Annotated in this window: 15 protein-coding genes; 11 read left to right on the top strand and 4 right to left on the bottom strand. The window is 71.6% G+C overall.

The window, feature by feature from the left end; genetic code table 11:
• The first annotated feature begins 24 nt into the window (after positions 1 to 24).
• The 3 genes from MMF94_RS28575 (at position 25) to MMF94_RS28585 (ending at position 2,368) form a co-directional block, all read left to right on the top strand.
• On the top strand, positions 25 to 852 hold the full coding sequence (locus tag MMF94_RS28575) for an aldo/keto reductase (protein WP_241040306.1): 828 nt from the start codon (positions 25 to 27) through the stop codon (positions 850 to 852).
• Between the two features lie 62 nt (positions 853 to 914).
• Complete coding sequence (locus tag MMF94_RS28580) at positions 915 to 1,223, top strand: adhesin (RefSeq protein ID WP_241040307.1); 309 nt, start codon at positions 915 to 917, stop codon at positions 1,221 to 1,223.
• A 134-nt stretch (positions 1,224 to 1,357) separates the two neighbouring features.
• Positions 1,358 to 2,368 carry an aldo/keto reductase family protein gene (locus tag MMF94_RS28585; protein ID WP_241040308.1) on the top strand — a complete coding sequence of 337 codons (1,011 nt, stop codon included), beginning with the start codon at positions 1,358 to 1,360 and terminating at the stop codon, positions 2,366 to 2,368.
• Between the two features lie 92 nt (positions 2,369 to 2,460).
• On the opposite strand, the gene MMF94_RS28590 is transcribed toward MMF94_RS28585, so the two are convergent.
• Entirely contained in the window at positions 2,461 to 4,110 is a 1,650-nt protein-coding gene (locus MMF94_RS28590) for an ABC-F family ATP-binding cassette domain-containing protein (protein ID WP_241040309.1), read from the bottom strand.
• Positions 4,111 to 4,245: 135 nt separating this feature from the next.
• On the opposite strand from MMF94_RS28590, the gene MMF94_RS28595 reads away from it, so the two are divergent.
• Positions 4,246 to 5,040 carry an MIP/aquaporin family protein gene (locus MMF94_RS28595; protein ID WP_241040310.1) on the top strand — a complete coding sequence of 265 codons (795 nt, stop codon included), beginning with the start codon at positions 4,246 to 4,248 and terminating at the stop codon, positions 5,038 to 5,040.
• A gap of 9 nt (positions 5,041 to 5,049) precedes the next feature.
• Here the strand turns inward: MMF94_RS28595 and MMF94_RS28600 are convergent, their stop codons facing one another.
• Positions 5,050 to 6,957 (bottom strand): FtsX-like permease family protein, encoded by a 1,908-nt coding sequence (locus tag MMF94_RS28600; protein ID WP_241040311.1) that lies wholly within the window; start codon positions 6,955 to 6,957, stop codon positions 5,050 to 5,052.
• A 5-nt stretch (positions 6,958 to 6,962) separates the two neighbouring features.
• Positions 6,963 to 7,697: an ABC transporter ATP-binding protein gene (locus tag MMF94_RS28605; RefSeq protein WP_241040348.1), complete on the bottom strand. Its 735-nt coding sequence runs from the start codon at positions 7,695 to 7,697 to the stop codon at positions 6,963 to 6,965.
• Positions 7,698 to 8,052: 355 nt separating this feature from the next.
• Here MMF94_RS28605 and MMF94_RS28610 point away from each other — a divergent pair, with 355 nt between their 5' ends.
• The 6 genes from MMF94_RS28610 to menD all read left to right on the top strand — a co-directional run bounded on the left by MMF94_RS28610 (position 8,053) and on the right by menD (position 16,081).
• The gene (locus MMF94_RS28610) at positions 8,053 to 8,652 is read left to right on the top strand and encodes a hypothetical protein (protein WP_241040312.1); all 600 of its coding nucleotides are present in this window, start codon (positions 8,053 to 8,055) and stop codon (positions 8,650 to 8,652) included.
• Positions 8,653 to 8,790: 138 nt separating this feature from the next.
• Positions 8,791 to 10,182, top strand: coding sequence for an ABC transporter substrate-binding protein (locus tag MMF94_RS28615; protein WP_241040313.1), 1,392 nt, complete (start codon positions 8,791 to 8,793; stop codon positions 10,180 to 10,182).
• Complete coding sequence (locus tag MMF94_RS28620) at positions 10,179 to 11,198, top strand: carbohydrate ABC transporter permease (protein WP_241040314.1); 1,020 nt, start codon at positions 10,179 to 10,181, stop codon at positions 11,196 to 11,198. Before MMF94_RS28615 ends, MMF94_RS28620 begins: the two co-directional genes overlap by 4 nt.
• Positions 11,198 to 12,127, top strand: coding sequence for a carbohydrate ABC transporter permease (locus tag MMF94_RS28625; RefSeq protein WP_241040315.1), 930 nt, complete (start codon positions 11,198 to 11,200; stop codon positions 12,125 to 12,127). Before MMF94_RS28620 ends, MMF94_RS28625 begins: the two co-directional genes overlap by 1 nt.
• 597 nt (positions 12,128 to 12,724) lie before the next feature.
• Positions 12,725 to 14,395, top strand: coding sequence for a choline dehydrogenase (locus tag MMF94_RS28630; protein ID WP_241040316.1), 1,671 nt, complete (start codon positions 12,725 to 12,727; stop codon positions 14,393 to 14,395).
• 60 nt (positions 14,396 to 14,455) lie between these two features.
• On the top strand, positions 14,456 to 16,081 hold the full coding sequence (menD, locus tag MMF94_RS28635) for a 2-succinyl-5-enolpyruvyl-6-hydroxy-3-cyclohexene-1-carboxylic-acid synthase (RefSeq protein ID WP_476748548.1): 1,626 nt from the start codon (positions 14,456 to 14,458) through the stop codon (positions 16,079 to 16,081).
• A gap of 52 nt (positions 16,082 to 16,133) precedes the next feature.
• Here menD and MMF94_RS28640 read toward each other — a convergent pair whose 3' ends face one another.
• Positions 16,134 to 17,366: an isochorismate synthase gene (locus MMF94_RS28640; protein ID WP_241040318.1), complete on the bottom strand. Its 1,233-nt coding sequence runs from the start codon at positions 17,364 to 17,366 to the stop codon at positions 16,134 to 16,136.
• Between the two features lie 94 nt (positions 17,367 to 17,460).
• Between MMF94_RS28640 and MMF94_RS28645 the strand changes: the two genes are divergently transcribed.
• Positions 17,461 to 17,946, top strand: coding sequence for a DUF3592 domain-containing protein (locus MMF94_RS28645; RefSeq protein ID WP_241040319.1), 486 nt, complete (start codon positions 17,461 to 17,463; stop codon positions 17,944 to 17,946).
• Positions 17,947 to 17,948: the final 2 nt, after the last annotated feature.

Genomic DNA, 17,948 nt, shown 5'->3' on the forward strand with positions numbered 1-17,948 from the left:
GGCCTCGTGGGTAGCCTCCGGTTCATGTCGCGCGTACCGAAGGTTCGACTCAACAACGGCGTCTCGATCCCCCAGCTGGGATTCGGCGTTTTCCAGATCGACCCGGCCCAGACCGCCCCCGCCGTACGCATGGCGTTGGAGGCCGGCTACCGACACATCGACACCGCGCAGGGCTACAACAACGAAGAAGGCGTCGGGCAGGCGATCCGCGAGTCGGGATTGCCGCGCGGCGAGGTCTTCGTCACCACCAAGCTGGCCAACAGCCGCCACGGTCACGACGAGGCGATCGCCGCCCTCGACGAGAGCCTGGAGCGCCTCGGCCTCGACCACGTCGACCTCTTCCTGATCCACTGGCCGCGTCCGAAGGCGGACCTTTTCGTCGAGACCTGGCGGGCCTTCGAGAAGATCGCGTCGGACGGCAAGGCGCGCGCGATCGGGGTCTCCAACTTCCGCGTCCCCGACCTCCAGCGCCTGGCCGCGGAGACCGGCACGGTGCCCGCGCTGAACCAGATCGAGCTGCACCCCTGGCTCCCGCAGACCGAGCTGCGCGCCTACCACCAGCAGCACGGGATCGCGACGGAGGCCTGGAGCCCGCTGGGCAAGGGCGGGGACCTGCTCGCCGAGCAGGTGGTCGTGGCGCTCGCCGAGAAGTACGGGCAGAGCCCCGCCCAGATCGTGCTGCGCTGGCATCTCCAGCTCGGCAACATCGTCATCCCGAAGTCGGTGACGGCCTCGCGCATCAGCGAGAACATCGACGTGTTCGACTTCGAGCTCTCCGACGACGACGTGGCGAGCATCAGCGAGCTCGAGAACGGCCGTCGCCTCGGACCGGATCCCGACGTCTTCGGCTGATCGGCCACCGATCGGGCTGCTCCACGCTGCGGGCGAGGCCTCGTCGCCCTACCGTTGCGCCGATGTTGGCAATCACCGATAACGCGGCCGAAGCCATCAAGTCCCTGACCACCGACGCCGAGCTGCCCGACGGTGGGGGCCTGCGCATCTCCGCCCCCGACCCCGAGCAGGGCCTAGAACTCTCCCTCGCAGGCCAGCCTGCTGCGGAAGACGTGGTCCTTTCCGGTGAGGGGGTGAGCGTCTTCCTCGAACCGACGGCGGCGGAGGTCCTGGACGACAAGGTGCTCGACGTCCAGCCGGTGCCGGGCGCCGATGGCCAGCCCGAGCTCCGCTTCGCCATAGGGCTGCAGGAGGGGCAGCCGGAGGCCTGAGCATCGCCCTGAGTCCCCCAAGGGGTGGTACGACCGGTACGTGCAGTGTGCCGGCGTGCCACCCCTTTCGACGTCGCACGTGCTGTGATCCCGCTCCCGTGGTGCCCTGCTCACCCTGGACCTAATGTCTGGCCGTGGAATATCGGTATTTGGGCGACTCCGGGTTGAAGATCTCGGAGATCACGTACGGCAACTGGCTCACCCATGGGTCTCAGATCGAGAACGACGCCGCCACCGCGTGCGTCCGCGCTGCTCTCGATGCCGGAATCACCACCTTCGACACCGCTGACGTCTACGCCAACGGCGCGGCCGAGACCGTGCTCGGTGAGGCGCTGAAGGGCGAGCGCAGGGCGTCGCTGGAGATCCTCACGAAGGTCTACTGGCCCACCGGGCCGAAGGGGCCCAACGACAGCGGCCTCTCCCGCAAACACATCATGGAGTCGATCGACGCGAGCCTGACGAGGCTGCAGACCGACTACGTCGACGTCTACCAGGCACACCGGTACGACACCGAGACCCCGCTCGAGGAGACGATGCGGGCCTTCGCCGACGTCGTGCGGGCGGGCAAGGCGCACTACATCGGGGTCAGCGAGTGGACGGCCGAGCAGGTGCGGGCAGGCCACGCCCTCGCGACCGAGCTCGGGATCCAGCTCGTCTCGAACCAGCCGCAGTACTCCATGCTCTGGCGGGTGATCGAGGCCGAGGTCGTCCCCACGTCGGCGGAGCTGGGGGTCAGCCAGGTCGTCTTCTCCCCGATCGCCCAGGGCGTGCTCACCGGCAAGTACAGGCCGGGTGCGGAGCTTCCTTCCGGGTCACGGGCCACGGACGAGAAGGGCGGCGCCAACACGATCAAGCGCTTCCTGAACGACGAGACGCTCACCCGCGTGCAGCAGCTCGAGCCGATCGCTGCCGACCTGGGCCTGTCGATGGCGCAGCTCGCGGTGGCCTGGGTGCTGCAGAACGACAACGTCGCCGCGGCGATCATCGGGGCGAGCCGGCCCGAGCAGGTGGCGGAGAACGCCAAGGCCTCGGGTGTGAAGCTGGAGCCGGAGGTCATGAAGCGCATCGACGAGGCGCTGGGCGACGTCGTGGACCACGACCCCGCCCGCACCGCTATGAACGCGCCGAAGACCCGCTCGAGCTGATCGGCCCGGCCGACGGTTCACCTCTCGCCCGCGCACCGGTGCCGGGGCGCTTCACCCGCCCTGGCGCCGGTGTGCCGGCTACCGTTGGCGGCTCATGACTCCGTGAGCTGTCCGTCCGCCACCGTCCAGCGGCGGGTGGCACGGACGGTGTCGAGCATGCGCCGGTCGTGGGTGACCAGCAGCACCGTGCCGGGGAACGAGTCGAGCGCCTGCTCGAGCTGCTCGATGGCGGGCAGGTCGAGGTGGTTCGTGGGTTCGTCGAGCACCAGCAGGTTCACCTCACGGGCCTGCAGGAGGGCGAGTGCCGCCCGGGTGCGTTCGCCGGGGGACAGCTCGTTCGCAGGGCGCGGGGCGTGGTCCCCGGTGAGGCCGAACTTGGCCAGGAGCGTGCGGACGTCCGACTCGGGCCAGTCCGGCACCGCCTCGCCGAAGGCGCGGGTGAGCGGCTGCGGACCCAGGAAGAGGCCGCGGGCCTGGTCGATCTCCCCGAGCCGGACGCCGGAGCCCAGCCCTGCCGTCCCGGAGTCGACGGGGATGCGGCCCAGCAGCGCGCCGAGCAGCGTGGTCTTGCCCGACCCGTTCGCGCCGGTGATCACGATGCGGTCGGCCCAGTCGACGCGCGCGTCGATGGGGCCGAGTGTGAACGAACCCCGGTGCACGACCGCACCGGACATCGACGCCACGACCGTGCCGGAGCGGGGTGCGGCCGCGATCGTCATGCGCAGCTCCCACTCCTTGCGCGGCTCCTCGACGACCTCCAACCGCTCGATCAGCCGTTGCGTCTGGCGGGCCTTGGCGGCCTGCTTCTCGCTGGCCTCGGCGCGGGTCTTCCGGCTGATCTTGTCGTTGTCGGTCGCCTTGCGCCGCGCGTTGCGCACGCCCTGGGCCATCCAGTTGCGCTGCATCTGGGCCCGCTCCTTGAGCCCACCGACGGTGTCGGCGTACTCCTCATAGGCCTCGCGGGCGTGGCGGCGGGCCACCTCACGCTCGGCGAGGTAGCTGTCGTACCCGCCGTCGTAGACGCCCACCTGCTGCTGAGCGAGGTCGAGTTCGACGACGCGGTTGACCGTGCGGGCGAGGAACTCGCGGTCGTGGCTGACGATCACTGTGCTCGCTCCCCGCCCACCCGCCAATCCCTGCACGAACCGCTCCAGGCGCTCCAGGCCGTCGAGGTCGAGGTCGTTGGTCGGCTCGTCGAGCAGGAGCACGTCGTAGCGCGAGAGCAGCAGCGCGGCGAGCCCCGCCCGGGCGGCCTGCCCGCCGGAGAGGGCGGTCATCAGGGTGTCCAGGTCGACCGCCAGTCCCACCTCAGCGGCGACATCGGCGGCACGCTCGTCCAGATCGGCCCCGCCGAGGGCGAGCCAGCGGTCCAACGCGGCGGCGTAGGTGTCGTCGGAGCCCTCGGTACCTTCCGCGAGCGCCTCGGCCGCCTCGTCCATCGCCGCCTGGGCCCCGCTGACGCCGGTGCGGCGGGCAAGGAACGCGGCCACCGTCTCCCCTGGTCGGCGGTCGGGCTCCTGGGGGAGGTGCCCCACGGTCGCGTCCGGCGGGCTGAGGACGATCTTGCCTTCTTCCGGCTCGAGCTCACCGGCGAGCAGTCGCAGCAGCGTGGACTTGCCGGCGCCGTTGGCGCCGACGAGCCCGACGACGTCGCCGGGTGCGACCACCAGGTCGAGACCGGAGAACAGGACGCGGGCGCCGTGGCCGGCGGCGAGATCGGTGGCCTGGAGGGTGGCGCTCATGGCACCGTCAACGCTACTGCCCGCGACTCCGCGGGCCCGCTGCGGTCGGGTTGCGCCGTCGCCCGGTATCGGTTCGACCCGGCAATTGTTCGTCAAGACAAATGATCGTCATTTTTGATGACTACACTAGGAGTCATGAGCGCGCCGACCGATCGTCCGCCGTGCCCGCCACCACTCCCGTTGTCGCGGTCACTCGATGAGCTCGGACTCACGGCTGTGCTGTTGTTCCTGGTGGTCAGCGTCGTCCGGTGGCTTCGGGCGCCGTCCTCACCGATGTACGTGGCTGACCTGGGGATCGCACTCGCCGTCGTCGGGGCCTTCAGCGGCCTCCTGCTCGTCGCGTTGATCCTCTCCCCGCCCGGGCGCCGCAGCGGTGGGCACATGAACCCGGCCGTGACGATCGCGTTGTGGCTCATGGACGTCTTCCCCGGCCTGTCCGTGCTCCCCTATGTCGTCGCCCAACTCACGGGATCGGTTCTGGGGGTCGTCCTCGCACGTCTGACGTGGGGCCCGATCGTCGGGTCCGCGGACGTCGGGTACGCCGCGATCCGCCCCGCGCCGACGTGGGATCCGTCCGCGGTCTTTCTCGCCGAGGTCGGCTGCACCCTCGGACTGATCCTGCTCGTCGGGTTCTTCCTGGCGCACCCGCGGTGGCACCGTTTTCTGCCGCCCGCACTCGCTGTCGCGCTCGCAGCGATCATCGCTTTCCTCGGGCCGTTGAGCGGGGGATCCGCGAACCCGGCACGCCAGTGGGGTCCGGCCCTGCTGAGCGCTCAGGGCACGGACCTCTGGATCTATCTCGTCGCCCCGGTCATCGGTGCGGTTCTCGGCGCCGGGCTCCACCACCTCCTGATCCGCCGCTTCCACACACACCAGCCGCTGTCGTACAACCTCTCGGGTCCCGAACCCGCGCGAGCCGGAGCTGCCTGAACCGGTGCCCTACTCGCGGGCGCCCAGCAGGGCCACGGGCTGCGTGCGGGTGGCGGAGAGCGTGGTGACCACGCTCGTCGCCCCCGTCACCAGGAACGCGCCGGCGCCGACGGTGAGGACGAACGTCCACGGCAGCGACAGCGTGGCGACCCCGGCGATCGCGCTCGTCGTGGACAACACCGCGATGAACGTGGCCGCCGCGGCGAGCGTGCCGAGCAGCAGGCCGATGACCGTGACCGCCCACGACTCCACCAGTGCCATGCGCACCACCTGACCGCGGGTCAGGCCTCCGGCCCGTGCGGTGGCGAACTCCGCCCGCCGCGCCGAGGCCCCGACCACCACGGCGTTGGCCACGCCGATCAGCGCGTACATCCCGCCCAGGCCCATGATCACCAGGAAGACGCCGGCGCTCGTGTCGCTCCGCGCCGCGGCGTCACGCGCGATCCAGTCGTCCACGGTGAGCACCTCGCCCACGGCACCGAGTGCCGCCGTGACCGTTGCAGGGTCGGCGCCGGGCTCGAGCGCGACGAAGGTCCGGGAGGGCGCGCCGGCGAGCTCGGGCGTGGGCACGAGCCCCGGCGGGAGCAGCAACTGCGGGCCACCGGCGATCCGGGTAGGCACCGCGGCGACCACCGGCAGCGGTCCGAGGTCGCTCTCGCCCGCGCGGACGGCGACCGTCGCACCCGGCCCCGGCATGTCTCCGGTGGGGCCGCTCGCAACGGCGCGCCCCTGCAGGGCGGCCAGCGTCCCGGTGCCGGGATGGAACCGCTCGTAGGCCTGCGGGTCGACGACGAGGCCGGTGCCCGTCCAGGTCTCGGCGTCCTCGCCGCTGCCGACGGCGACCCAGATCGGTACCGCGACCTCGGTGGAGGCACCGGCCACGCCGGGAACGCCGCTGATCCGCTCGCCCACCGGACCGGTGGTCTCGACCACGAGATCACCTGTGGCGCCCCGGCGCTGCTCGATCTCACCGGCCGCCGCGAAGGAGGTGAGCGCCCCGCTCTGCCCCAGCACGATTCCGACCAGCACGATCAGCGGCGCGGCGACCGACGCGCTGCGCCGCACACCGTCGCGCAGGTTCGCCCGGGCGAGCTCGCTGAGCACGCCACCTCCCCGTACGGGGAGCAGCCGGGCGACCCCCGGCACCAGCAGCGGGCTCAGTGCGCTGAAGGCCACCGCCGCGCACAGCGCCGCGTTCACGGCCATGGCCTGGCCGCCCCCGCTGCCACCCACGGGCGCCAGGATCACCAGGCTCACGGCGCCCGCGAGGAACAGCAGTCCGATGCCCCATCGGCCCGCCGTCATCACACGGGCGGCCTCGCCGGTGTCCCGCAGCGCCTCCAGCGGTCGCACGCGGGAAGCGCGCCGCGCAGCGACGAGCACCCCGGCCAGCGCGTTGCCGACGCCGACGCCGATCGCGACGCCGAGGATCCAGGTGCGCCACTGTGGCGTGAAGCCCGGTGGCACGAAGCCGAGCGTCTCGAGCAGCCACGTCTGGAACGACATCACGGCCAGGCCCACCGGGATCCCGGCTGCGGTGCCGATCGTCCCGAGCAGCACGGCCTCGCCGATGAGCAGGCGGCGCAGCTGGCCGCGACCGGCTCCGGCAAGGCGGAGCAGCGCGAGGTCACGGCGGCGCTGGGCAACGGTGAACGCGAACGTCGACCCGACGATGAACACCGTGAGGAAGGCCGAGAAGCCGAGGGTCAGTGCGGAGAGGGTGATGGCGAGCTCGGTGCCCTCGGTGAAGGCGGCGTACTCGGCCGCACCGAGCCCGGCCGGGGTGTCGAGGGTTGCCGCGGAGATCAGGACGAGCAGGGACGACTGCACGAGCGCGACGCCGAAGCACACGGTCAGCGCGGCCCCGATGAAGAGCGCCCAGCGCTCGGTGAAGGTGGACCAGGACAGTCGCAGCATCGGTCTCAGCGCTCCAGTGCCACGAGGCGGTCGGCCACGTCCCGGGCGGTGGCACCGACCATCAGGTCGTCCACGCGCCCGTCGCGCAGGAACACGACGGCGTCGGCGTGAGCCGCCGCGGCCGGGTCGTGCGTGACCATCACGATCGTCTGGCCGCCGTCCACCATCGCGCGCAGGAGGGCGAGCACGGTGCGCGCCGACGTGGAGTCGAGAGCTCCGGTCGGCTCGTCGGCGAACAGCACCTCGGGGCGGGTCACCATCGCGCGGGCGATGGCCACGCGCTGCTGTTGGCCGCCGGACAGCTCACGTGGCCGGTGCCTGCCGCGCTCGGCCATGCCGACGGCCGCGAGCACGGCCCGTATCTGCGATCTCGGTGGTCGTCTCCCGGCAAGTCGCAGTGGGAGCGCCACGTTCTGCTCCGCGGTGAGTGCGCCGAGCAGGTTGAAGCTCTGGAACACGAACCCGACGCGGTCGCGGCGCAGCGCGGTGAGCTCGCCGTCGCTCGCCGCGGTGATGTCGGTGTCGCCGAGCAGCACCTGCCCGGCGTCGACGCGTTCGAGGCCCGCTGCGCAGTGCAGCAGCGTGGACTTCCCCGAACCCGACGGGCCCATCACGGCGGTCCAGGTGCCGCGGGGGAATTCGAGGTCCACGTGGTCGACGGCGCGTACCGTCGCGGGTCCGGTGCCGTAGGTGCGGCTCACGCCGCGCAGTGCCACGGCGGGGGTGGTGCGGGTGCGCATCGCCGCAGGGATCATCGGCGCCGGGTTCGTGGTCGTCGTCATGGGGAGATTCCATCGGCCCAGGTCCCCATGGGCATTGCGCTGCGCCCCCGAGCGCGGGGTGGGGAACGCCCCACCCGGCGGTGTGACGGGCCGGATGATCGACGCCGCCGTGGGGCGGCAGACTGATGGCGAGAACGCAGAAACCCCGGTGATGTAGCTCGTCGCGATGGACGGCCAGGGATCGCTCCGGGGTCTTCGCAGGCCAGTTTAGAGGAGCGGCCAGAGGGTGTCGACCTCCCCGCCCGGAGGATGCCGGTCGGCAGTTCCTGTCGTCGACGCCGCGCGCATCCAGCACAGGCTCGCCGTCCCCCGCATGGCCACCTACGTCGAGGCCTGCGAGGGCGACCTCGACCGCGCTCTGCGCCTCTACCGATGGAACGCGGTTCTTGCCGGGGCGCTCTGGGAGACGCTCGGCCACACCGAGGTCCTGCTCCGCAACGCGATCCACGACGCCCTCACCACGCGCCACGGGATGCGCGGAATCGCCGGATCCTGGTTCGACGACGTCGACGGCGAACTCGACCGACGGGCGCGTGACGAGATCATCACGGCCAGAAGGCGCGCGCGCCGCAGCGCCGGCGCCGGAATCCCGCCCGGGAAGATCGTCGCGGAGCTGCCTTTCGGGTTCTGGCGGTATCTGCTCGCCCGCCGCTACAGCGCCACCCTCTGGCCCGCCATGCGTCACGCGTTTCCGCACCTACCGGGACGCGATCGGGTGCAGCTGGAAGAACCGGTGATCCGCCTGCACCAGGTCCGCAATCGCATTGCGCACCACGAGCCCCTCATCCGCGAGGACATTCCCGCCCGCGTCGCCGACCTGGAGGCAGTTCTCGAAGCGATCGATCCGGCACTGCGGGCATGGGTCCGCGACGACAGCGGACGACTCGGCGCGATCATCGACCAGCGTCCCTGACGGGGCTGCACCGGGCCGCGATTACCGCTGGCCGACGTAATGGCCGGGCAAAGTGAAGCTCATTCGGAGGTTGTGGATCAGCCACCGGCGGGGTTCACTGGCCGCACTTCGCATCGGTCCGACGGGGGAGACGTCCGGATGAGAGGTGTGGCTCGCCGTATCGGAGCGGCTCTGGGTCTCGTGACCGTGCTGCTCCTCTCGGCCTGCGCCGGCGGGGGTGGGGACGAGGGCGGCGAGCGGCGTATCACGGTCTGGACGGCCGACACCCTCCCCGACCGCGTGGCGGCCACGCAGGCGATCATCGCCCGGTTCACCCAGCAGACCGGAGTGCAGGTGGAGCTCGTCGGCGTCGACGAGGACCAGTTCAACCAGCTGCTCACCAGCTCGGCGGCTGCGGGGGAGCTGCCGGACGTGATCGGATCGATCCCCCTGTCGTCGGTGCGCACGCTCGCGACCAACGACCTCGTGAACGCCGAGGCCACCGCCGCCGTGGTCGACGCGCTCGGGGCAGGCACCTTCGACCAGCGCGCCCTGGAGCTCACCCGCGACGGCGACCGCCAGCTCGCGGTGCCGAGCGAGGCATGGTCGCAGCTCCTCTACTACCGGCGAGACCTCTTCGCCGCCGCGGGGCTGCCTGCTCCCACCACCTACACCGACATCCTGAACGCGGCGCGCACGCTCACGCCCGACGGCCGCGTGGGCTTCGCCGGAGCCACCGCGCCGGGCGACGCCTTCACCCAGCAGACCTTCGAGCACATCGCGCTCGCCAACGGGTGCGAGCTCGTCAACAGCGCGGGCGAGATCACCATCGCGAGCCCGCAGTGCGTCGCGGCGTTCGAGTTCTACCGCGACCTGATCACCAACTACTCCGTGCCCGGCACCCAGGACGTCGACACGGTGCGCGCTGCCTACTTCTCCGGACAGGCGGCGATGGCGGTGTGGTCGACGTTCCTGCTCGACGAGCTGGCCGGCCTGCGCAACGACGCCAAGCCCAGCTGCCCGGAGTGCGTGGCGGACCCGGCGTTCCTGGCCCGCAACACCGGTGTGGTCACGGCCTTGCGAGGCCCGGACGGCACCGCTCCTGCCCAGTTCGGCGAGGTGGTGAACTGGGCGATCACCTCGGAGGCCACCAGCGACCTCGCCCAGCAGTTCGTGCAGTTCATGATGAGCGACGGCTACGTCGACTGGCTCGCCTTCGCCCCGGAGGGTAAGTTCCCCGCCCGGTCGGGGAGCACCCCGGGCGGCACGGAGTTCGTCGACCGCTGGAAGACGCTGCCGGTGGGCGTCGACACCGAGGGGCCGCTCACGCAGTTCTACCCACCCGAGGTGCTGAACGTCCTGGCGACGGGACCCGAGGCCTTCACGCGGTGGGGGATCACCCAGGGGCAGGGCGACCTGATCGGCGCGTCACTCGGTGAGCTCCCGGTTCCGGCGGCGGTCGCGGCCGTCACGAGCGGTGCAGTCGACGCGCCGGGTGCCGCCGCCCAGGCCGAGGCCGCTCTGAAGTCGATTCAGGACTCGCTGCGGTGAGTGCCGGTGTCGGCCCCGCAGTCGGCACCGCGTCTGCAACGCCGGCCGGCGGCCCCGTCCGGCCCGGACGCCGCTCCGGGAGCGGGCGCACCCTGCGGCGCGCCGAGGCCCGCGCCGGGCTCGCGCTGATCTCACCGACGCTGGTCATCGTCCTGGTGATGGTGGTGCTGCCGATCATCTGGACGGTCCTCCTGGCCTTCCAGCGGTTGCGGCTGCTGAACCTGCGCAGCTCGGGCCTGTTCGGCAACTTCACCCTCGCCAACTTCGCCACGGTGTTCGGCTCGTCCGGGTTCTGGGGAAACCTTGCGACCACGCTCGCGTACTCGGTCTTCGGCACGGCGGCGGCGATCGGGGTGGGGCTGATGGCTGCGCTCGCCTTGCGGCGCAGGTTCCGTTTCCGCGGGCTCGTCCGGGCGGCGATGCTGTTGCCCTACGTGGCGCCGATCGTCGCGGTGACGTACGCCTGGAAGACCATGCTCAACCCCCAGTTCGGGGTGGCCAACCACTGGGGCACCCGGCTACTGGGCTGGGACGAGCCGATCGCGTTCCTGAGCCAGCGCTACAGCGAGGTGTCGATCTTCGGCTGGCAGGTGGGGATCCCGACGGCGCTGCTCACCGTGATCGCCTTCGAGGCATGGCGGTCGTTCCCGTTCGCGTTCCTGTTCCTCACAGCGCGGTTGCAGGCCGTGCCGTCCGTGCTCGAGGAAGCCGCGAGGGTGGACGGCGCCACGATCTCGCAGCGCTTCCGGTACATCGTGTTCCCGCAGCTACTGCCGACGATCGCGGTGCTGTCGGTGCTGCGGTTCATCTGGACGTTCAACAGCTTCGACGACATCTACCTGCTGACCGGCGGTGGAGCCGGCACCGAGGTCATCAGCGTCGCGGTGTTCAACTCGCTCACCGCCCGCGGCGACATCGGCGGGGCGGCCGCCCAGTCGCTGGCGCTCGCCGCGGTCCTCGCCGTCCTCATAGGCCTCTACCTGTGGCGGATGGCTCCGAGAGAGGAGCAGTCCTGATGGGCGGCACCGAAGTGGGCCTGCCGTCGCCCGCGTCCGCATCGGCCCCCGCACCGCGACGCTTCAGCCGTGACGAGGTGGAGACCCGCGTGTTCGGCGTGCTGCGTGTGGTCGTGATCGTGGGGCTGCTGATCGTCACCCTGTTCCCCTTCTACTACATGGTGTTGCTGTCCTTCCGGCCGCTCGACCGGGTGCTGCAGGACCCCGGCGCACTCTGGGTGGGGCCGTCCGAGTGGGACCTCGGCAGCTACCTCACCGTGCTCGCCTCCAGCGCGTCCGGGGGCCAGGGCTTCCTGCAGTTCATGGCCAACAGCGCGCTCGTGTCGTTCGGCACGGTGGCGCTCACGCTGCTGATCGCGTTGCCGGGCGCGTACGCCGTGAGCAGGTTGCAGTTCTTCGGCAGGCGGCAGGTCGGCGTGCTCTTCCTCGCCGTCTACCTGTTCCCGAGCATCTTGCTGGCGGTGCCGCTGTTCGTGTTCTTCAGCAGGATCGGCCTGCGTGGCTCGCTCGTCGGCCTGCTGATCGTCTACGTCTCCCAGATCGTGGCCGTGTCGATCTACATGCTGCGCAACTACTTCGACACGGTTCCGGTGAGCCTCGAGGAGGCCGCCGCGATCGACGGATGCAGCAGGCTCGGCGTGATGCGCCGGATCAGCCTGCCTCTGGCGATGCCGGCGATCGTCGCGAACGCCCTGTTCGTCTTCATGATCGCGTGGAACGAGTTCCTGTTCGCGCTGCTGTTCCTCGTCGAGGACCGTGACCGCTGGACGGTGTCGCTCGGGCTCTCCCAGCTCGCTGGCGGCATCGAGATCCCCACCACCGTGCTGATGGCGGGCTCGGTCATCGTGACGATCCCGATCGTCGTGGTCTTCTTCGCGTGCGAGCGGCTCCTCACCGAGGGCCTCACCGCCGGTGCGGAGAAGGGCTGAGGCTCAGGTCCGGTCGCGATCAACCGGTCGCCGAACCCGCCCATGGCTCGCAGGCCAACCCTGACGCGCGGTGAGACGCGGCTCGGCTGAGTGAACGGCAGACAGGGCCGTCCGGGTGAACGGAGCACGGCGGGACGGCTACCGTCCGCAGCACCACCCGCTCCGCTCACCGACCGGGCGAAATTCCCGCACCGGGAGGGGTGACACCCGATCGAAGCAGGGGAGGCGCCGTCCCCGCCGGGACGAACGCCCGCGGTGCTGCCGAGTTCCGGCTCGGGCCCTCAGGCGTCCGGTGATCGGACCTCCGCGGAGGTCGACACCACGTGTGATCAGGGAAAACGGTCCAGATCAGCGCCTTTGCCCCGTTGTGCGTGCGGGCCCATGATCGTCCCCACGACCCACGACGTTGTCTCCCGGTCCGCTCCGATCTGCTGGTTCGGGCGATTAGTACTATCGCGACTAGTACTATCGCGATTCCCGCTTCTGACACGAATGGGGCGGTCGCTTAGCGTCTGTCGCAGGTTTCGTTGCGATCCCTCGAATGGGTTAGCCTTCCCGGCCTCCCCAGCGTTTGACAGCCCCCGACAGGAGTGGCACATGCAGGCCCCGTACGACTTCATCATCGTGGGTGGCGGCTCTGCCGGCAGCGTGCTGGCCAACCGGCTGAGCGTCGATCCCGGCGTCCGCGTACTGGTGCTCGAGGCCGGTCGGCCGGACCACAAGTGGGATGTCCTGATCCACATGCCGGCTGCGCTGCCGTTCCCGATGGGTCGCGCGTTCTACGACTGGCGGCACCAGACCGAGCCCGAGCCGTTCCTGCGGGGCCGCCGGCTGAAGGTGCCTGCGGGGCGTCTCCTCGGTGGCACGAGCAGCATGAACGGGATGATCTTCCAGCGCGGCAACCCGCTGGACTACGAGCGCTGGGCTGCCGACCCCGGCATGGACAACTGGGACTACGCCCACGTCCTGCCCTACTTCCGGCGCAGCGAGGACTCCCTCACCGACACCCCGTTCCGCGGCCGCGGCGGCCCGATCACGCTGGAGCGCGGCCGCGCGGCCAACCCGCTGTTCGGAGCGTTCCTGCAGGCCACGGAGCAGGCCGGATACCCGACCACGGAGGACGTCAACGGCCAGCGGCAAGAGGGCTTCGGCCGGTTCGACCGCAACATCCGCGGCACCCGCCGGTGGTCGGCGGCGCGGGCCTACCTGCACCCCGCCATGGGCCGGCCGAACCTCGAGGTGCGCACCGGCGCCAACGTCACGCGCGTGCTCTTCGACGGCACCCGCGCCATCGGCGTCGAGTACACCGACCGCCACGGCAACCGCGAGCAGGTCATGGGCGGCGAGACGGTGGTCTGCGGGGGCACGGTCAAGTCTCCCCAGATCCTGCAGCTGTCCGGGATCGGCGACGCCGACCGGCTCGGCGCGCTCGGCGTGCCGGTGGTGCACCACCTGCCCGGCGTGGGTGAGAACCTGCAGGACCACCTCGAGGTGATGGTGCAGCACGTGTGCACCCAGCCCGTGTCGCTCGGCCCGACGTCGTCGCTGAAGAACGCGCCGTCGATCGGTTTCCAGTGGCTGTTCCTGAAGAGCGGGCCCGGGGCCACCAACCACTTCGAGGCCGGCGGCTTCGTGCGGAGCAACCCGGACGTCACCTACCCGAACGTGATGTTCCAGTTCCTCCCCATCGCCTCGCGCAGCTACGAGTCCTCGCCCACGGACCGGCACGGGTACCAGCTGCACGTCGGCCCGGTCTCCTCCGATGCGCGCGGCTACGTCCGGATCCGCTCGGCCAACCCGACGGCCACCCCGTCGATCCGGTTCAACTTCCTGTCCACCGAGCAGGACCGCCGCGAGTGGATCGAGTCCGTGCGGATCGCCAGGGAGATTCTCTCCCAGCCCGCGTTCGCGCAGTTCGACGGCGGCGAGGCCGCACCTGGGCCTGCCGTCCGCACCGACGACGAGGTGCTGGCCTGGGTGGCCGAGCACGCGGTCTCGGCGATGCACTACGCGAGCACCTGCCGGATGGGCACGAACGACGACTCGGTGGTCGACCCGTCCTCGATGCGGGTGCACGGCACCGAGGGTCTGCGTGTGGTGGACGCCTCGGTGATGCCGTACGTCACCAACGCCAACACCTTCTCGCCGGTCGCCATGATCGCGGAGAAGGCGTCTGACCTGATCCTCGGTCGCACGCCGCTGGCCCCGCAGTACGAGCAGTTCCACCGCCACACGCCCGCGCAGGTGGGCACCACGTCGGTCAGCTAGCACCGTCCCGAACGGGAACTGCGGCGCGCGCATAGGCTCGGCCTCGTGAATCCGTCGACGATGCAGGCCCAGGTGATCGTCGACGAGCTGATTCGGTGTGGCGTCACGGACGCGGTGCTGTGCGCGGGTTCGCGCAACGCACCGCTCTCGTTCGCGCTCCACGCAGCTGACACGAGCGGCCGGCTCCGGCTGCACGTGCGCATCGACGAGCGCACGGCCGGCTTCCTGGCGCTCGGGCTCGCGCTGCGGTCCCGTCGTCCGGTGGCGGTGTGCACCACCTCGGGCACGGCGGTTGCGAACCTGCACCCTGCGGTGCTCGAGGCGTCCTATTCGGGCGTGCCGCTGATCGTGCTCAGCGCCGACCGTCCTCAGGAGATGGTCGGCACGGGGGCCAGTCAGACGATCTCGCAGGCAGGGATCTTCGGCCCCGCCGTGCGGCTCGCGCTGAGCGGTGGCGCCGGAGGAGGCCCGGAGGACAACGGCCGCTGGCGTTCATTCGTGGACCGTGCCGTCGCAGCGGCCAACGGTGCACTCGGCGGGCAGCCGGGGCCGGTCCAGCTCAACCTGCCCTTCGCCGAGCCCCTGGTGCCCGACGGCACCGGCGTCGCCCCGGCAGGCCGGGCCGGCGGGAAGCCGTGGACCTCGGTGGCCCCCGTCGTGCGGGAGGCGCCTGCGCTCCCGCTCGACCCGTCCGCGCCGACGCTCGTCATCGCCGGGAGCAACGCCCCGGACGGTCTGCGCGACCTGCCGGTCCCGGTCATCGCGGAGCCCTCGTCGGCGCCGTGGCCGGATTCCGTGCGCACCGGCCCCTGGCTGCTCGCAACCCCGGCTGCGGAGTCTCTGAAGCCGGCTCAGGTGGTGGTTGCGGGCCGTCCCACGCTGCACCGGCCGGTCCAGCGGCTGCTCGCCGACCCGTCCGTTGCCACCTACGTGCTCGCCGATCCCGACGGGGCGCCGTGGACCGACGTGGCGGGCACGGTCCGGGCCGTCGGTTCGCTGCCGAGCCTCACGCCTGACGGGTCCTGGACGCACCTCTGGCAGACAGCCGACACCGCCGCCGCGAAGGCGCTGGACCACGCCTTGGACGCGGGCGTCGCGCCCGTCGGGCTGCGGCTGGCCCGGTCGGTGCTCGCCGCCCTGCCCGACGGTGGACAGCTCCTGCTCGGCTCCTCGAACCCCGTGCGGGACGTCTCCCTCGCAGCGGCCCCGCGGCACGGGCTCACCGTGCTGAGCAACCGTGGCGTCGCGGGAATCGACGGCACCGTGTCGACGGCGCTCGGGGCGGCTCTGGTCCACGACGGACCGGCGTACGCGCTGGTCGGCGACCTCACGCTGCTGCACGACGCCACCGGGTTCGTCATCGGCCCGGACGAGCCGCGGCCCGACCTCACCGTCGTCGTCCTCAACGACGGGGGTGGCGGGATCTTCGGGCTGCTGGAGCAGGGGGCGCCCGAGCACGCGGCGGCGTTCGAGCGGGTCTTCGGCACCCCGCACCAGGTCGACCTGGCCGCGCTGTGCGCCGCCACCGGCGTCGGTCACGTCCGGGTGGACGTCGCAGACGTCGCAGCCGCACTCGCGCCCGCTCCGGGCCTGCGGGTGGTCGAGGTGGCTGCCGAGCGCCCCACGCTCCGGGCGGGGCACGCGGCGCTGCGGGCCGCGGTGGCCGCCGCGGTGGCGGCGGCCTGATCGGCGGCGGCACGACGGGAGCCACGGCCGCGGACGGCGGCCGAGGAGGCCGTCAGTTGCCTGCCTGCAGCGCGTCGCGCACGGCCACCATCTTCGCCGCGGCCTCCCGCGCCTCCTTGTGAGGATCGGAGTCGGCCACGATCCCGCAGCCGGCGAACAGCCGCGCGACCGGACCGTCGAGCTGGGCGCAGCGCAGCGCGATGCCGAGCTCGCCGTCACCGCTGCTGTCGACCCAGCCCACTGGCCCGGCGTAGCGGCCCCGGTCCATCCCCTCGAGCTCGGTGATCAGGCGGAGCGCGGCTTTGCGGGGCGTGCCGCCGACCGCGGCCGTCGGGTGCACGGCCTCGGCCAGCTCCAAGAGCGATGCGGGGTCGGCGGGGTCGAGGGTGCCCCGCACGTCGCTGGAGAGGTGGGACACGTTGTGCAGCGCGATCACCCCCGGCTGCTCCGGCACGTCGAGCGTGCTGCAGAGCGGGCGGAGCGCGTCGGCCAGCGAGTCGACGGCGAGGGCGTGCTCGTGCCGGTCCTTGGCCGAACCGAGCAGCTGACCCGAGAGGTTGTCGCCCGAGCCCGGCCAGATCGTGCCGGCGAGCACCCGGGACTCGACGACACCCGCGGTGCGTCGCACCAGCAACTCGGGCGTGGCTCCCACCAGCCGGTCCACCGCGTACGACCAGCACGTCGGGTACCGCTCGGCCAGACCGCCGAGCAGGAAACGGGGATCGAAGGGTTCGTCGCCGACCGCCAGCAGGTCGTGGGCGAGGCACGCCTTCTCGAGTTCACCCGCCCGCATCCGGCGCACGGCCTCGGCCACGGCCGTCCGGTATCCGGCGACGGGGAGCATGCCGTCGGCGAAGCGCAGGGTGCCGGTGGGGCGCACCGGGCTGACCGCGCGGACGGCCGGAGGCCCGTCCCCGAACTCGGTGACCCACGACAGCCCGTCGCGCCGGCCGACCAGCACGCGAGGCACCACGAGCGTCGAGCCAGCGGACGAGTCGGCGAAGGTGAAGCTGGCGAAGGCCACAGGTCCCGTGCCGGGCACCTGGACGTCGTCGGTCACGCGCAGCCGCCTGGTGAACGACTGCCACCAGGCGTCGGCCTCGGTGAAGCGCTGGGGCCCGGTGCCGGTGAACCGGGCAACTTCCCCCCAGCCGACGAGGCCGTCGGAGCCGCGCACCCACGACAGCGGGTTCTGGTCGTCGGGGAGGAGGTCGATCAGCCGGCCCGGGTCGTCGATGAGCCGCGTTCGCACGCCCAACCCGCCGGACAACGGGGCGATTGTCACGAGCCCGAGAGTAGGAGCACGCGACCTGCGGTGCGCGGCGGGTCGGCGAGGTGCCGCCCACAGCGGGGTTCCACCAGCCAATAGAATGCGCTCTGTGACGACTGGCACGGGGCGTGGCCACACCCGGGCCGTCGACGAACTCGCAGCACTGGTGCGCCCCGCCGTACAGGGGATTGCCCGGCGGCTCCCCGAGATCGTCGCCGGGCTGGCGGTGGTCGCCACCGTGCTGGTCGTGCTGGCCCTCGCGGGTGCCGCCGTCGACGACCGTGCGATCGACGCCAACCCGGCCGTGGCCCAGGCGGAGGTGCTTCCCGGCTCGTCGTTCTCCCGCACGCTGGTCCGGTTCACCGTGGCCAACGGGGAGGCGGTCGTGCCGGAGCACGGGGTCTTCTATCCGTGGGGCCTGCAGGAGGGCTCGGACGTCGCGGTCGAGTACGACGTGACCAAGCCCGAGCTCGTACGGGTCGCCGGTCGCTCCGCGATCGACGGGGTGCTCCCGCTGGGGATCGGCGTGCTCGTGCTGTGGGCGGTGCTGGGCCCGCTCGCCGTGTGGTTGCGCCGCCGGCGCGCCGGCGCCTGAGC

This window comes from Pseudonocardia alaniniphila, from assembly GCF_022524485.1.
In the GTDB taxonomy this organism is placed as follows: Bacteria; Actinomycetota; Actinomycetes; order Mycobacteriales; family Pseudonocardiaceae; genus Pseudonocardia; species Pseudonocardia alaniniphila.

Excerpts from the sequence above, each read along its gene's own strand:
- MMF94_RS28575 (WP_241040306.1), top strand. The coding sequence starts at position 25 with ATGTCGCGCGTACCGAAGGTTCGACTCAACAACGGCGTCTCGATCCCC.
- MMF94_RS28580 (WP_241040307.1), top strand. The coding sequence starts at position 915 with ATGTTGGCAATCACCGATAACGCGGCCGAAGCCATCAAGTCCCTGACC.
- MMF94_RS28590 (WP_241040309.1), bottom strand. The coding sequence starts at position 4,110 with ATGAGCGCCACCCTCCAGGCCACCGATCTCGCCGCCGGCCACGGCGCC.
- MMF94_RS28595 (WP_241040310.1), top strand. The coding sequence starts at position 4,246 with ATGAGCGCGCCGACCGATCGTCCGCCGTGCCCGCCACCACTCCCGTTG.
- MMF94_RS28600 (WP_241040311.1), bottom strand. The coding sequence starts at position 6,957 with ATGCTGCGACTGTCCTGGTCCACCTTCACCGAGCGCTGGGCGCTCTTC.
- MMF94_RS28605 (WP_241040348.1), bottom strand. The coding sequence starts at position 7,697 with ATGCGCACCCGCACCACCCCCGCCGTGGCACTGCGCGGCGTGAGCCGC.
- MMF94_RS28610 (WP_241040312.1), top strand. The coding sequence starts at position 8,053 with ATGGCCACCTACGTCGAGGCCTGCGAGGGCGACCTCGACCGCGCTCTG.
- MMF94_RS28615 (WP_241040313.1), top strand. The coding sequence starts at position 8,791 with ATGAGAGGTGTGGCTCGCCGTATCGGAGCGGCTCTGGGTCTCGTGACC.
- MMF94_RS28625 (WP_241040315.1), top strand. The coding sequence starts at position 11,198 with ATGGGCGGCACCGAAGTGGGCCTGCCGTCGCCCGCGTCCGCATCGGCC.
- MMF94_RS28630 (WP_241040316.1), top strand. The coding sequence starts at position 12,725 with ATGCAGGCCCCGTACGACTTCATCATCGTGGGTGGCGGCTCTGCCGGC.
- menD (WP_476748548.1), top strand. The coding sequence starts at position 14,456 with ATGCAGGCCCAGGTGATCGTCGACGAGCTGATTCGGTGTGGCGTCACG.